Raw genomic sequence first — 13,349 nt, forward strand, 5'->3', positions numbered from 1 at the left:
GCACGGCCGCCGCCGGCGGGGCCGCGGTCACGACCGCGCCGGCGCCGCGAGCGCGGCGTGCACCTGCTGCAGGCTGCGGACGCCGACGTCCCCGCGGCGCAGCGATTCCACGCCCTGCACGGCCGCGGCCAGCCCCTGCACCGTGGTGATGCACGGGATCCCGGCCGCCACCGCGGCGGTGCGGATCTCGTAGCCGTCGAGCCGGGGCCCGCTGTTGCCCGGGGAGCCGAACGGGGTGTTGACCACGATGTCGACGGCCCCGGCCAGGATGCGCTCGACGACGTTGTCCGGCCCCTCGCTGAACTTGCCCACCACCTCGCAGGTCACCCCGTTGCGGCGCAGCACCTGCGCGGTGCCCGAGGTGGCCAGCACGCGGAAGCCGAGGTCGGCCAGCCGCTTGACCGGGAAGACCGCCGAGCGCTTGTCCCGGTTGGCCAGCGACACGAAGACGGTGCCCTCGACCGGCAGCGACCCGTAGGCGGCGGCCTGGGACTTGGCGAACGCCGTGCCGAAACCGGTGTCGAGGCCCATGACCTCGCCGGTCGACTTCATCTCCGGCCCGAGGACCGTGTCGACGTTGTGCCCCTCGACGGTGCGGAAGCGGTGGAAGGGCAGGACCGCCTCCTTGACCGCGATCGGCACGTCCGCGGGCAGGTCGGCCCCGTCCCCGGAGGGTGGGAGCACCCCGGCGCGGCGCAGGTCGGCGATCGACTCCCCCACCGCGATCCGCGCGGCCGCCTTGGCCAGCTGGACGGCGGTCGCCTTGGACACGAACGGCACCGTCCGCGACGCCCGCGGGTTGGCCTCCAGCACGTAGAGGATGTCGTCCTTGACCGCGTACTGGACGTTGACCAGGCCCCGCACGCCGATCCGCGCCGCGAGCTGCTCGGTCGCCGCGCGGATCCGCCCGACGTCGGTCTGGCCGAGCGTGATCGGCGGCAGCGCGCACGCCGAGTCGCCGGAGTGGATGCCGGCCTCCTCGATGTGCTCCATCACCCCGCCGAGGAACAGGTCGGTGCCGTCGTAGAGGGCGTCGACGTCCACCTCCACCGCGTCCTCGAGGAACCGGTCGACCAGGACCGGGTGCTCCGGGCTGACGTCGGTGGCCTTGGCGATGTAGGCCTCGAGGGTGGCGTCGTCGTAGACGATCTCCATCCCCCGGCCGCCGAGCACGTAGGAGGGCCGCACCAGGACCGGGTAGCCCACCGACGCGGCGATGGCCCGGGCCTCGGCGAAGGTGGTCGCGGTGCCGTGCTGCGGGGCCTGCAGCCCGGTGTCGGCGAGCACGCGGGAGAACGCGCCGCGGTCCTCGGCGTCGTCGATCGCCTCCGGCGCGGTGCCGAGCACGGGCACCCCGGCGTCCTTGAGCCGCTGCGCCAGGGCCAGCGGGGTCTGGCCGCCGAGGGTGCAGATGACCCCGGCGACCGGGCCGGCGGCCCGCTCGGCCTCGTAGACCTCGAGCACGTCCTCGAAGGTCAGCGGCTCGAAGTAGAGCCGGTCGGCGGTGTCGTAGTCGGTGGAGACGGTCTCGGGGTTGCAGTTGACCATCACCGCCTCGTAGCCGGCGTCCTGCAGCGCCATGACCGCGTGCACGCAGGAGTAGTCGAACTCGATGCCCTGGCCGATCCGGTTGGGCCCGGAGCCGAGGATGAGGACGGCCGGCTTCTCCCGCGGCTCGACCTCGGTCTCCTCGTCGTAGGACGAGTAGTGGTAGGGCGTGCGGGCGGCGAACTCGGCGGCGCAGGTGTCGACGGTCTTGTAGGCCGGCCGCACGCCCAGCCGCCGCCGCAGCGTCCGGACGCCGTCCTCCCCGGCCAGCTCGGGGCGCAGGGCGGCGACCTGCCGGTCGGACAGGCCGTGCCGCTTGGCCCGCCGCAGCAGCTCCGGCGTCAGGGACGGCGCGTCCCGGACCTCGGCGCCGACCTCGGAGACGAGCGCGACCTGGTCGACGAACCACGGGTCGAAGCCGCTGGCCCCGGCGACCTGCTCGACGGTGGCGCCGGCGCGCAGCGCCGCCTCGGCCAGGTACAGCCGGCCGTCGACCGGGGTGCGCAGCGCCTCCAGCAGCTCGTCGACGGGGCGCGACGCCACGTCCTCACCCGCCCCGGTCCAGAACCCGGCCCGGGAGGTCTCCGTCGAGCGCATCGCCTTGCCCAGCGCCTCGGGGAAGTTGCGGCCCAGGGCCATGACCTCGCCGACGCTCTTCATCGTGGTGGTCAGCCGCGGGTCGGCGCCCGGGAACTTCTCGAAGGCGAACCGCGGGATCTTGACCACGACGTAGTCGAGCGTCGGCTCGAAGGCCGCCGGCGTGACGCCGGTGATGTCGTTGGTGATCTCGTCGAGGGTGTAGCCGATGGCCAGCTTCGCGGCGATCTTGGCGATCGGGAAGCCGGTGGCCTTGGACGCCAGCGCCGAGGAGCGCGACACCCGGGGGTTCATCTCGATCACGACCAGCCGGCCGTCGGCCGGGTTGACCGCGAACTGGATGTTGCAGCCCCCGGTGTCGACCCCGACCTCGCGCAGGACCGCGATGCCGACGTCGCGCATGTGCTGGTACTCGCGGTCGGTGAGCGTCATGGCGGGGGCGACGGTGACCGAGTCCCCGGTGTGCACGCCCATCGCGTCGACGTTCTCGATCGAGCAGATGACGACGACGTTGTCGCTGCGGTCGCGCATCAGCTCCAGCTCGTACTCCTTCCAGCCGAGCACCGACTCCTCGACGAGCACGGTGTGCACCGGGGAGTCGGCCAGGCCGTGGGTGGCCATCCGCCGGAGCATGGCCTCGTCGGTGGCGAACCCGGAGCCGAGGCCGCCCATGGTGAAGGAGGGCCGGATGACGACCGGGTAGCCGACCTCGGCTGCGGTCTCCAGCGCCTCCTCGACGCTGGCGCACACCCGCGAGCGTGGCGCGTCGGCGCCGACCGACCGGACGATGTCCTTGAACAGCTGCCGGTCCTCGCCGCGGTTGATCGCGCCGACGTCGGCGCCGATGAGCTGCACGCCGTAGCGCTCGAGGACGCCGCTCTCGTGCAGGCCGATGGCGATGTTCAGCGCGGTCTGCCCGCCGAGGGTGGCCAGCAGGGCGTCGGGGCGCTCGGCGGCGATCACCTTCTCGACGAACTCCGGCGTCAGGGGCTCGACGTAGGTGGCGTCGGCGACGTCGGGGTCGGTCATGATCGTGGCCGGGTTGCTGTTGACCAGGCTGACCCGCAGCCCCTCGGCCCGCAGCACCCGGCAGGCCTGGGTCCCCGAGTAGTCGAACTCGGCGGCCTGGCCGATGAGGATCGGCCCGGAGCCGATCACCAGCACGTGGTGGATGTCCTCGCGCCTGGGCATGGTCAGGCCCCCTTCTCTGCCGTGCCGTGCTCCACGACGGGAGGCGGGCTGACGGCGTCCCTGCCCTGCCGGGCGGTCTCCATGAGGTCGACGAACCGGCCGAACAGCGGCGCGGCGTCGTGCGGCCCGGCCGCGGACTCCGGGTGGAACTGCACGCTGAACGCCGGCGCCTCCCGCAGCCGCAGGCCCTCCACCACGTCGTCGTTGAGGCCGACGTGGCTGACCTCGACCGGCCCGTACGGGGTGTCGGTCGGCCGGTCCAGCGGGGCGTCGACGGCGAACCCGTGGTTGTGGCTGGTCACCCGGACCGTGCCGCTGAGCCGGTCGAGCACCGGCTGGTTGAGCCCGCGGTGCCCGAACCGCAGCTTGTAGGTGCCCAGCCCCAGCGCCCGGCCGAGGATCTGGTTGCCGAAGCAGATGCCGAACAGGGGACGGCGGGCGTCGAGGACCCCGCGGACCGCCTCGACCGCGTAGTCGGCCGCGGCCGGGTCGCCCGGGCCGTTGGACAGGAACACCCCGTCGGGGCCGGCGGCCAGCAGGTCCTCGGCGGTCGCGGTGGCCGGCAGCACGTGGGTCTCCACGCCGAGTTCGGCGAGGTGCCGCGGGGTGGCGGTCTTGATGCCCAGGTCGAGCGCGGCGATCGTGAACCGTCGCTCCCCCACCGCCGGGACGACGTAGGGGTCGTTGGCGGTGACCGCCGGTGCGAGGTCCGCGCCGGTCATGCTCTCGGCCTGCCGGACCCGCGCCAGCAGCTCGTCGGCGGGCAGCCCCTCGCTGCTGATGCCGGCGCGCATCGCCCCGCGCTCGCGCAGGTGCCGGGTCAGGGCGCGGGTGTCGACGCCGCTGATGCCGACGACGCCCTGGCCGGCGAGGGCGTCGTCGAGGCTGCCGGTGGCCCGCCAGTTGGCCGGGCGGCGGGCGGGGTCGCGCACGACGAAGCCGGCCACCCACATCCGGCGGCTCTCGTCGTCCTCCCCGTTGACCCCGGTGTTGCCGATGTGCGGGGCGGTCATGACGACGATCTGCCGCGCGTAGCTGGGGTCGGTGAGGGTCTCCTGGTAGCCGGTCATCCCGGTGGCGAAGACGACCTCGCCGAGCGTCGTCCCCACCGCGCCGTAGGCCTCGCCGCGGAACGTCCGCCCGTCCTCCAGGACGAGGATCGCTGCGTTCACCGCTCCACCCCGGGCCCGCTCCGCTCCTCGCTCGCAGGGCTCGCTGCGATGCTCACTCCCCCGTCGTGTCCGCGCCTCACCGCTGGGCCTTGCCGTCGAGCACCGTCGGGACACCTCTCAGGAACGTGTGGACCACCCGGCCGGGCAGCTCCCGGCCGGCGTAGGGGCTGTTGCGGCTGCGGCTGGCCAGGGCGGCCGGGTCGACGACCGACCGGGCGGCGGGGTCCAGCAGCAGCAGGTTGGCCGGCTCGCCGGGGGTCAGCGGGCGACCGTGCGCCAGCGGGCCCCGGCCGTCGAGCCGGCCGATCGCGGCCGGGCGGGCCGACATGCGGTCGGCCACGCCCCGCCAGTCGAGCAACCCGGGCTCGACCATGGTCTCCAGGACCACCGACAGGGCCTGCTCCAGGCCGAGCATCCCGGGGCGGGCGGCGCCCCACTCGCTCTCCTTGTCCTCCACCGCGTGCGGTGCGTGGTCGGTGGCGACCGCGTCGATGACGCCCTCGGCGAGCGCCCGGCGCAGCGCCTGGACGTCGGCGTCCGTGCGCAGCGGCGGGTTGACCTTGAACACCGGGTCGTAGCTCTCGGCGCAGGCGTCGGTGAGCAGCAGGTGGTGCGGGGTGACCTCGGCGGTGACCTGGACGCCGCGGCTGCGCGCCCAGCGGAGGATCTCGACCGAGCCCGCGGTGGAGACGTGGCAGATGTGCAGCCGCGCTCCGACGTGACCGGCCAGCAGCACGTCGCGGGCGATGATCGCCTCCTCGGCGGCGGCCGGCCAGCCGGTCAGCCCCAGCCGCGCGGAGCGGTCGCCCTCGTGCATCTGCGCGCCGGCGGTCAGCCGCGGCTCCTCGGCGTGCTGGGCGACGACGCCGTCCAGCGCCTTGACGTACTCCAGCGCCCGCCGCATGAGCGCGGGGTCGGCCACGCACATGCCGTCGTCGGAGAAGACCCGCACCCGGGCGGCGGAGTCGGCCATCGCGCCGAGCTCGGCCAGCCGCTGGCCGGCCAGCCCGACGGTCACCGCGCCCACCGGCACGACGTCGACCAGCCCCGCGTCCCGGCCCAGCCGCCACACCTGCTCGACGACGCCCGCGGTGTCGGCGACCGGGTCGGTGTTGGCCATGGCGTGCACCGCGGTGTACCCGCCCAGCGCCGCGGCGCGCGAGCCGGTCTCGACCGTCTCGGCGTCCTCCCGGCCGGGCTCCCGCAGGTGCGTGTGCAGGTCGACCAGCCCGGGCAGGGCCACCAGGCCGGCCGCGTCGACGACCTCGGCGCCGGGCGCGGACAGGCCGGCCCCGACCGCGGCGATCCGGCCGTCCTCGAGCAGGAGGTCGGCCGGGGCCTCGCCGTAGGGGCGGGCGCCGGTGACGAGGTAGGAGCTCACTGGGCGCCTCCGAGCAGCAGGTAGAGCACGGCCATGCGCACGGAGACCCCGTTGCCGACCTGCTCGACGATCGTGGAGCGGACGGAGTCGGCCACCTCGGCGGCGATCTCCATCCCGCGGTTCATCGGGCCCGGGTGCATGACGATCGCGTCGTCGCCCAGGGCGGCCATGCGCGGGGCGTCGAGGCCGTAGCGGCGGCTGTACTCCCGGGCGCTGGGGAAGAACGAGGCGTTCATCCGCTCGGCCTGGACCCGCAGCATCATGACGACGTCCGCCTTCGGCAGGACGGCGTCCAGGTCGTAGGACACCTCGGCCGGCCAGCTGCCCACCCCGACCGGCAGCAGCGTGGGCGGCGCGACCAGGGTGACCTCGGCGCCCAGGGTGTGCAGCAGCCGGACGTTGGAGCGGGCCACCCGGCTGTGCAGCACGTCGCCGACGACGGCGACCCGGACGCCCTCGAGCCGGCCGAGCCGCCGCCGGATCGTGTACGCGTCGAGCAGCGCCTGGGTGGGGTGCTCGTGGGTGCCGTCGCCGGCGTTGACGACGCTGCCGCGCACCCAGTGCGCCAGCCGGTGCGGCGCACCCGAGGCGGAGTGCCGCACCACGATCGCGTCGCTGCCCATCGCCTCGAGGGTCAGCGCGGTGTCCTTGAGGCTCTCGCCCTTGGAGACGCTGCTGCCCTTGGCGCTGAAGTTGATGACGTCGGCCGACAGCCGCTTGGCCGCCAGCTCGAAGGAGATGCGGGTGCGGGTGGAGTCCTCGTAGAAGAGGTTCACCACGGTGCGGCCGCGCAGCGTGGGCAGCTTCTTGACCTCGCGGCCGGCCAGCGCCGCGTCGATCTGCGCGGCGGTGTCGAGGACCAGCGTGGCGTCGGCGCGGTCGAGGTCGGCCGCCTCCAGCAGGTGCCGCTTCACCGCCCCTCCCCCGTGAGGAGCACCTCGTCGACGCCGTCCACCTCGGTGAGGTGGACCCGCACCGACTGGCTGCGCGAGGTCGGCACGTTCTTCCCGACGTAGTCGGCCCGGATCGGCAGCTCCCGGTGCCCCCGGTCGACCAGGACCGCCAGCTGCACGGCGCGGGGCCGGCCGAGGTCGCGCAGCGCGTCGAGCGCGGCCCGCACCGAGCGGCCGGAGAAGAGGACGTCGTCGACGAGGACCACGAGCCGGCCGTCGATGCCGGCGTCGGGCAGCACGGTGGGCTCCAGCGCCCGCACGCCCCGGGTGCGCAGGTCGTCGCGGTGCAGGGTGATGTCGACGGTCCCGGTGTCGACCGCGGTGCCGGAGAAGGCCGCCACGCGGGCGGCGAGCCGGCGGGCCAGCGGGGCGCCGCGGGTGGGGATGCCGACGAGGACCAGGTCGGCGAGCGAGGCCGTTCCCTCGCCCGCCCCACCGCCCCCGGCCCACTTCTCGATCAGCTGGTGGGCCATCCGGTCGACCACGCGGGCGACGTCGGCGGCGGAGAGCAGCGCTCCCGGCGCTGCGGGGCTGCCCAGGGCAGCAGGGGACGAGCCGGCCATGAGGCCTCCTTCCCCGCCTCACGGGACGGGTCGTTAAAGGAGAGGGGTGGACCGGGGACGACCGTACTGCACCGGATCGTGTGACCCGCGGCGCGCTCCGGGGTCGCCCCGGGCCCGGACCGACCCCGCCGGCGGGCACCTCCTGCGTGAACCCGCAGGACCACCCCTCACCCGGGGGAGGTGTCCTGGTGTCGCCGTCCCCGCTCGACCAGTACGCTCCGTGACGACAGAACGCCTCCGACGACGGACAGTGAGCAGGAACGCGATGAGCACCGACTACTCACGGGCCCTCGGTGCCCGGCTCCGCGCCATCCGCAACCAGCAGGGCCTCTCCCTCCAGGGGGTGGAGGACAAGTCGCACGGCCGCTGGAAGGCCGTCGTGGTCGGGTCCTACGAGCGCGGCGACCGCGCGGTGACCGTGCAGCGGCTCTCCGAGCTGGCCGTCTTCTACGGCGTCCCGGTCTCCGAGCTGCTGCCCGACCCGCGGCCGAGCTCCGCGGTGACCTCGACGACGAAGATCGTGCTGAACCTCGAGTCGCTGGGCTCGCTGCCCGCCGACGAGGCCGGCCCGCTGGCCCGCTACGCCTCCACCATCCAGGCGCAGCGGCACGACTACAACGGCAAGGTCCTCTCCATCCGCGCCGAGGACCTCAAGTCGCTGGCGATCATCTACGACATGAGCCCGGACGAGCTGACCAGCCGGCTCATCGAGTGGGGCGTGCTCTCCCCCGGCATGGAGGGCATCGCCGGCAGCGGCGACGACGAGGACGAGGACGCCTGGGGCAGCAACGACCGCCGGCGCACCCCGCGCTGAGCGAGGACGCCGTCCCCGCACCGCGCGCCAGCCCCGGACGGGGCGCGCCCGGGGTCGCCGCACGGCAAGCCGTTGCCGAAGCGTCACACCGGGCGGCGGATCCCGCACGGGCAACGGGGTAGCCCGGGTGGGGTGAGCTCCACCGCACCCGCCGTGCACGGGATGACCGGCCTGCGACGCACCACCCTGCTGGTCGCCCTGACCGCCGGCCTCTCCGGCCTCGAGGCGGCCGTGCTGCTCGCCGTCTCCTTCGTCTCGGCCGTCCCTCTCGCCGCCCAGGCCGGCGCACCCGCGCCCTTCGGGCTCTTCCACGACCTCCGCTGGGCGATGACCTTCTCCTGGTCGCCGTGGTCGGTCGCCTGGATGCTGGCGGCGCTGGTCTGCCTCCGCTCGCTGATCGACGCGCTGGCCGTCCGGCTGGCCTGGCCGGCCGACGTGGCGCCACCCTCGCTGACCACCCTGCTGCGGCGCAGCGCGCTGCTCACCGCGGTGGCGCTGGTCGCGCTGACGCCCTGGGTCACCCTGACGTTCCTGGTCGGGGCGACCGGCTTCTCCCCGGTGATGTTCGCGGCGATCCTCGGGGCGGCGGTCACCGTGCTGGTGCTGACCCCGGCCATGGTCACCGGTTCCTGGTGGCGGCCCCGGGTGTCGCTGCGCGGCGTCGGCTGGACCGCGCTGGTGTGGGTCTGGCTGATGGTCGTGGCGCTGGCGCTGACCTGGAGCCCCGGCTGGGTCGCGGTGGTGACCGCCCTGGGCGCCGGCGCGGTCAACGCCTGGCTGTGGCGGCGGGTGGTCGCCGCGGCCCTGGCCCCGCGCCGCAGCCGCGCCGTCCCGGCGTGGCCGCTGGTCCCGGTCGCCCTGACCACCGCGGTGCTCGTGATCGGCGGCTGGACCGCGGTGCCCACGTTCACCGGCGCCTCCGACGCCTCCGACGCCTCGGACGCCTCCGGCGACGAGGGCATCGGCATCGACGTCGGCGAGACGCCGGCCGCAACGGCCCAGCCGGTCCTCTACATCGCCGGGTTCGGCAGCAGCTACGGCGGCGAGCAGTTCGAGATCTACCCCGAGCGGTTCGACACCGTCCGCTACTCCTACCGCGGTCTCGGACCGGACGGCGAGCCGCTGCCCTACGAGCCGGTGCAGACCTTCCAGTCGCTGGACGCCAGCGCCGACATCCTCGCCGAGCAGGTCCGCGAGCTGGCCGAGGCGTCCGAGGGGCCGGTGTCCCTGGTGGCCGAGAGCGAGGGGACGATGGTCGCCCGGACCTACCTGGCCCGCAGCCAGGACCCGCCGGTCGACACGCTCGTCCAGACCTCGCCGCTGATCCGGCCGGCCCGGGTCTACTACCCCGATTCCGGCACGGAGGCCTGGGGCTACGGCGGCGGCTGGGCCGTGCGCGGCCTGCTGACCCTCTTCCGGGTGCAGAACCCCGCGCTGGAGGTCGAGGCCGACATCCCGTTCCTGCGCTCGCTGGTGGAGGATGCGCCGCTGTACCGCGACCAGACGCTGTGCCCGGTGCCCGGGGTGCGCAACTACCTGCTGCTCCCGCTGGAGGCCGCGCTGACGGCCTACCGCGGGCCGCTGTTCCGGATCGAGTGGGCCGCGCTCCCGGCCTTCCACGCCAGCCTCAGCGACGACGCCGGTGTCCAGGAGACGATCGCCCAGGTGCTCGACGGCGAGGAGCCGGACCGGGCCGGCTGGGCGGCGTCCTTCTGGCTGATCCGCGGGGCCGCCGGCGCCTGGCAGGCCCCGGCGCTGCCGTTCGCGGTGCGGGAGGCGTGGGGGGCGGCGCCGCGGTCGGACCCGGAGTTCGGGTACCGCAACTGCGCGTGGTCCCCGACGTAGCGAGCCGCACCCCCCGGCTCGGCACTGCGCTCAGCGGGTGGGGACCTCGGCGTCCAGGATCGCGCCGAGGACGCCGTTGACGTAGGCCGGGGAGTCGTCGGTGGACAGGCTCTTGGCCAGCTCCACGGCCTCGTCGATACCACCGCGTCGGGCACGTCGTCGGCCCACAGCAGCTCGAAGACCGCCATGCGCAGGTGCACCGAACGACCCGCACGCGAACCTCTCGATCCGACGGTCCACGGTGGCGTGACCGGGAACGACCCTGCCCGGGGATCAAGACCGGTCAGGTACCTGTCAAGGCGGCGGTCGGCAGCATCGCCGCCAGGTCCGCTCGGCTGCTGATCCCCAGCTTGGCGTAGGCGTTCGAGAGGTGGGTCTCCACCGTGCGCACCGACACCACGAGCCGGTCGGCGATCGCCTGGTTGCTCAGCCCCGCACTGGCCAGTCGGGCGACCTCCTGCTCCCGAGCGGTCAGACCCGGCAGGGGCAGGACGTCGAGCGCCGGCCCCCGGGCCAGGCCGCACTCGCGGGCCAGGGCGGCTGCCCGCAATCGGGCTGCGGCCGCTGCTCGGCGCTCCCCGCGCCGCTCGTGGGCGGAGGCGGCCTCGGTCGCCGCATCCGCCGCCAACAGCAGCGCTCCGGTCTGCTCGAACCGGCAGCTCGCCTGGTCCAGCCCCTCGGCGGAGCCGGCGACAGCGGCCGCCGCATGCGCAGCGAGGTCGGCCATGAACGGTGCGTCCAGCCGTTCGGCCTGCTGGTACAGCCTGTCGACGATTCTCGGGCCCTGTCCCAGCCGTAGGCCGTCGTGCAGCACGACCGCCTCGACGGCCGCCTGGCCCTGACGAGCGGCCAGCGCCGCTGCCTCGAGCACCAGGGCACCGGCCTGGCCCTGCCGACCGTCCGCGGCAGCGACCCACGCCTCCGCCAAGCGCCGCAGCGGATGGAACACCGCGATCGCCCCGGCGTCAGCGGTCTGCGCGCCGTCCACCAGCCGGCGGGCGGCGCAGACGTCCCCGACCAGAGCCCGCGCCGCCGCCAGGGAGGACCGGCACAGCGGGAGGAGGCCGGCCGGATCCCGCTCCTCGAGAGCCGGCAGCGCCTCGGCCAGCCACCGGTCGGCCACGCGCGGCCGCCCGCTGGCCAACGCCGCCCACCCCCGGTGGACCGAGGCGATCGCGTCCCCGATCCACTCGGGCGCCGCTTCCAGGTTCTGCCGGTGCAGTTCGGCCGCCCGCTGCTCGAGTTGGCCGAACCGTCCGCCCAAGGCCAGCGCCAGGATCTCCGCCTGCGCGAGCGCCATCTGCGTGTAGACCCGCTCCGCCGGGTCGGGATGCCTGTCGAGCGCCAGCCGACCCGTCTCCGCCGTGGTCAGCGCCTGCCCTGTCCGGCCGGTCACCGCCAGGCCGGCTGCCACCGCGGCCGCCGCGAGCGCCTGGGCGGCGCCTGCCGGTGCGGACAGCACGGTCATGCCCTGCCGCACCGCTCGGTGGGGATCCCCCCCGAGGAAGGCCAGCATCGCCTCGACCGCGGCGAGGAGGCCCCGGGCGCCGTCGTCACGGACGGTCGCACCGGCCTCGTGGAGGACCGCCCCGGCCTGGTCGGCCTGCCCCACCCCGCAGAACAGGGTCAGCGCCCGGGCAGCGGCCAACCGCGCCCGGTCCTCGTCGGTACGCGCCTTGGGCGCGGCCGCGGCCGCCAGCCGGTCGACGAGCACCGACCGGCCCTGCCAACGGACGGCCTCGATCAGGGTCGCGTGCGCCGGGAACCCGCCGCCCTCCTTGATGGCGGCCCGGGCCAGGCGCTCGGCCAGGGGGAGGTCCAGCTGGGCGAGTGCGCGACGGGCCCCCGCGGTGAGCAGCGGGCCGCTGTGCGCCGTCGCCCCGCTGTCGAGCAGCACGGCGGCGCGGTGCGGGAGGTGTTCCTCGCCCCCGCCGGCCGCGTGATCCCGGGCCAGCCGACGACGGATCCGTTGCCGCGCGGCCTCCGGGACGAGACCTCGGACGACCTCGGCGTAGAGCGGGTGGGCGACTTGGATTTCCCCGGATCCGGCCGCGTCGTCCTCGATCGCGCGGCGCCGCTCGAGAGCGGTGACGGCGTCCGGGCTGCTGAGCTCCACCACGTGCTCGACGCTGCAGGTCCCGGCCGTGGCGAGAACCTGCAGTGCCCGCCACTCGTCGGTGTCCATGTCCCCCAGGTGGGCCAGGACGATCTCCGAGAGACGTTGTGACGGGGTGATCCCCCCGACCCAGGACCAGAGGTCCCCGTACCGCTGCAGGCGGCCGGTCCGGAGTCCGTCCGCCACGAGCTCGTGGAGGTAGAGCGGGTTCCCCCCGCTGAGCCGCCAGAGACGCTCGACGGTCCGGGTGTGCACCGGGCCGTCCACGCGGTGGCCGATCAGCCGTTCGGCGTCCTCACGCTCGAGCGGCTGCAGCTCGATGCGGGTGGCCGACCCGTCCTTCCACAAGGTCGCCGCTGGGTCCTGGACCGCGTTGCCGGTGCGGACCGTCAGGACCAGGCTCACCGCCCCGCCGGCGGCGAGCTGGTGCAGCAGGGTGACCGACAGGGGGTCGAGGAGGTGGACGTCGTCGACCCCCAGCACACGTGGCGCTCCGGCGCGGTCGCCGACGAGGGTCCTGGTCGCCTGCTGCAGGAGCGCCAAGGCGTCCGCCCCGGTGTCGATGGCAGGGAGCAGGTGGGCGAGGGCCCCGAGCGGCACCCGGGCAGCCGCCTTCGTCCCGGCGGCCCAGTGGGTGGATCGCCCCTCGCCCTCGGCGAGGGACAGCGCCTCCCGGGCGAGCCGGGTGCGGCCGACACCCGCCGGACCCACGATCACCACGTTGCCCGGGGGATCGGCGTCCAACGCGCGGCCGATGAGCTGGCAGGCGGCGTCTCGACCGAGCAGCGGCGTGCGCTCGCCCGCCATCAGTCCGTCGGAGCAGGGATCGACGACCGAATTCCCCCTGGGTCTGCTCCGTCCGGATCCGGCCACTGCCCGGTGCAGACCTGTACGCGCACGATCATGACGCCGACTCCCCCGAGCCACAGTTCCGAAACGGCCCTGGTGCGCAGAGTAGTGACGATTTCGTCACGCATCCGTCACATCCGGGACTGTCCCGCGTTCCGTGCGCATCGGCGGGCCCTGTGCGGCCGAGTTCGTACGGACCGTGATCGATCGCTCACGTTCCGGGGGGACGGGGCACCCGCAGCCGGTCCTTTGACCCATGCCGATCGCGGTCACCCGCGAGGGCCGGGCCGCCCCCGCCGCCCCTCCGACCGCGCCCTGAT

At 74.7% G+C, this 13,349-nt stretch carries 9 protein-coding genes; 2 read left to right on the forward strand and 7 right to left on the reverse strand.

The genetic code is table 11. From position 1 onward, the window contains the following. Window positions 1-27: 27 nt before the first annotated feature. The 5 genes from carB to pyrR form a co-directional block, all read right to left on the reverse strand. Window positions 28-3,336, reverse strand: a complete 3,309-nt coding sequence (gene carB, locus ACI8AC_RS08785; RefSeq protein ID WP_456897192.1) for a carbamoyl-phosphate synthase large subunit — start codon at window positions 3,334-3,336, stop codon at window positions 28-30. Between the two features lie 2 nt (window positions 3,337-3,338). Further along, a complete protein-coding gene (gene carA / locus ACI8AC_RS08790; protein ID WP_456897194.1) occupies window positions 3,339-4,508 on the reverse strand; it encodes a glutamine-hydrolyzing carbamoyl-phosphate synthase small subunit in 1,170 nt (389 codons plus the stop codon). Between the two features lie 76 nt (window positions 4,509-4,584). Then, window positions 4,585-5,889 (reverse strand): dihydroorotase, encoded by a 1,305-nt coding sequence (locus ACI8AC_RS08795; protein WP_456897196.1) that lies wholly within the window; start codon window positions 5,887-5,889, stop codon window positions 4,585-4,587. After that, window positions 5,886-6,803 (reverse strand): aspartate carbamoyltransferase catalytic subunit, encoded by a 918-nt coding sequence (locus ACI8AC_RS08800; protein WP_456897198.1) that lies wholly within the window; start codon window positions 6,801-6,803, stop codon window positions 5,886-5,888. Before ACI8AC_RS08800 ends, ACI8AC_RS08795 begins: the two co-directional genes overlap by 4 nt. Beyond that, entirely contained in the window at window positions 6,800-7,405 is a 606-nt protein-coding gene (gene pyrR / locus ACI8AC_RS08805; protein ID WP_456897200.1) for a bifunctional pyr operon transcriptional regulator/uracil phosphoribosyltransferase PyrR, read from the reverse strand. The genes ACI8AC_RS08800 and pyrR overlap by 4 nt, the downstream gene beginning before the upstream one ends. A 265-nt stretch (window positions 7,406-7,670) precedes the next feature. On the opposite strand from pyrR, the gene bldD reads away from it, so the two are divergent. Continuing rightward, complete coding sequence (gene bldD, locus ACI8AC_RS08810; RefSeq protein ID WP_456897201.1) at window positions 7,671-8,219, forward strand: transcriptional regulator BldD; 549 nt, start codon at window positions 7,671-7,673, stop codon at window positions 8,217-8,219. A 132-nt stretch (window positions 8,220-8,351) separates the two neighbouring features. Then, a complete protein-coding gene (locus ACI8AC_RS08815; protein WP_456897203.1) occupies window positions 8,352-10,064 on the forward strand; it encodes a hypothetical protein in 1,713 nt (570 codons plus the stop codon). A gap of 30 nt (window positions 10,065-10,094) precedes the next feature. On the opposite strand, the gene ACI8AC_RS08820 is transcribed toward ACI8AC_RS08815, so the two are convergent. Both ACI8AC_RS08820 and ACI8AC_RS08825 read right to left on the reverse strand, forming a co-directional pair. Further along, window positions 10,095-10,190, reverse strand: coding sequence for a hypothetical protein (locus ACI8AC_RS08820; RefSeq protein WP_456897205.1), 96 nt, complete (start codon window positions 10,188-10,190; stop codon window positions 10,095-10,097). A gap of 157 nt (window positions 10,191-10,347) precedes the next feature. Beyond that, window positions 10,348-12,987 (reverse strand): LuxR C-terminal-related transcriptional regulator, encoded by a 2,640-nt coding sequence (locus ACI8AC_RS08825; RefSeq protein WP_456897207.1) that lies wholly within the window; start codon window positions 12,985-12,987, stop codon window positions 10,348-10,350. Window positions 12,988-13,349: the final 362 nt, after the last annotated feature.

Source organism: Geodermatophilus sp. SYSU D00758 (genome assembly GCF_054049955.1).

Bases quoted from the DNA above. Each gene is read 5' to 3' on its own strand.
- carB (WP_456897192.1), bottom strand. From the start codon at position 3,336: ATGCCCAGGCGCGAGGACATCCACCACGTGCTGGTGATCGGCTCCGGG.
- pyrR (WP_456897200.1), bottom strand. From the start codon at position 7,405: ATGGCCGGCTCGTCCCCTGCTGCCCTGGGCAGCCCCGCAGCGCCGGGA.
- bldD (WP_456897201.1), top strand. From the start codon at position 7,671: ATGAGCACCGACTACTCACGGGCCCTCGGTGCCCGGCTCCGCGCCATC.
- ACI8AC_RS08825 (WP_456897207.1), bottom strand. From the start codon at position 12,987: ATGGCGGGCGAGCGCACGCCGCTGCTCGGTCGAGACGCCGCCTGCCAG.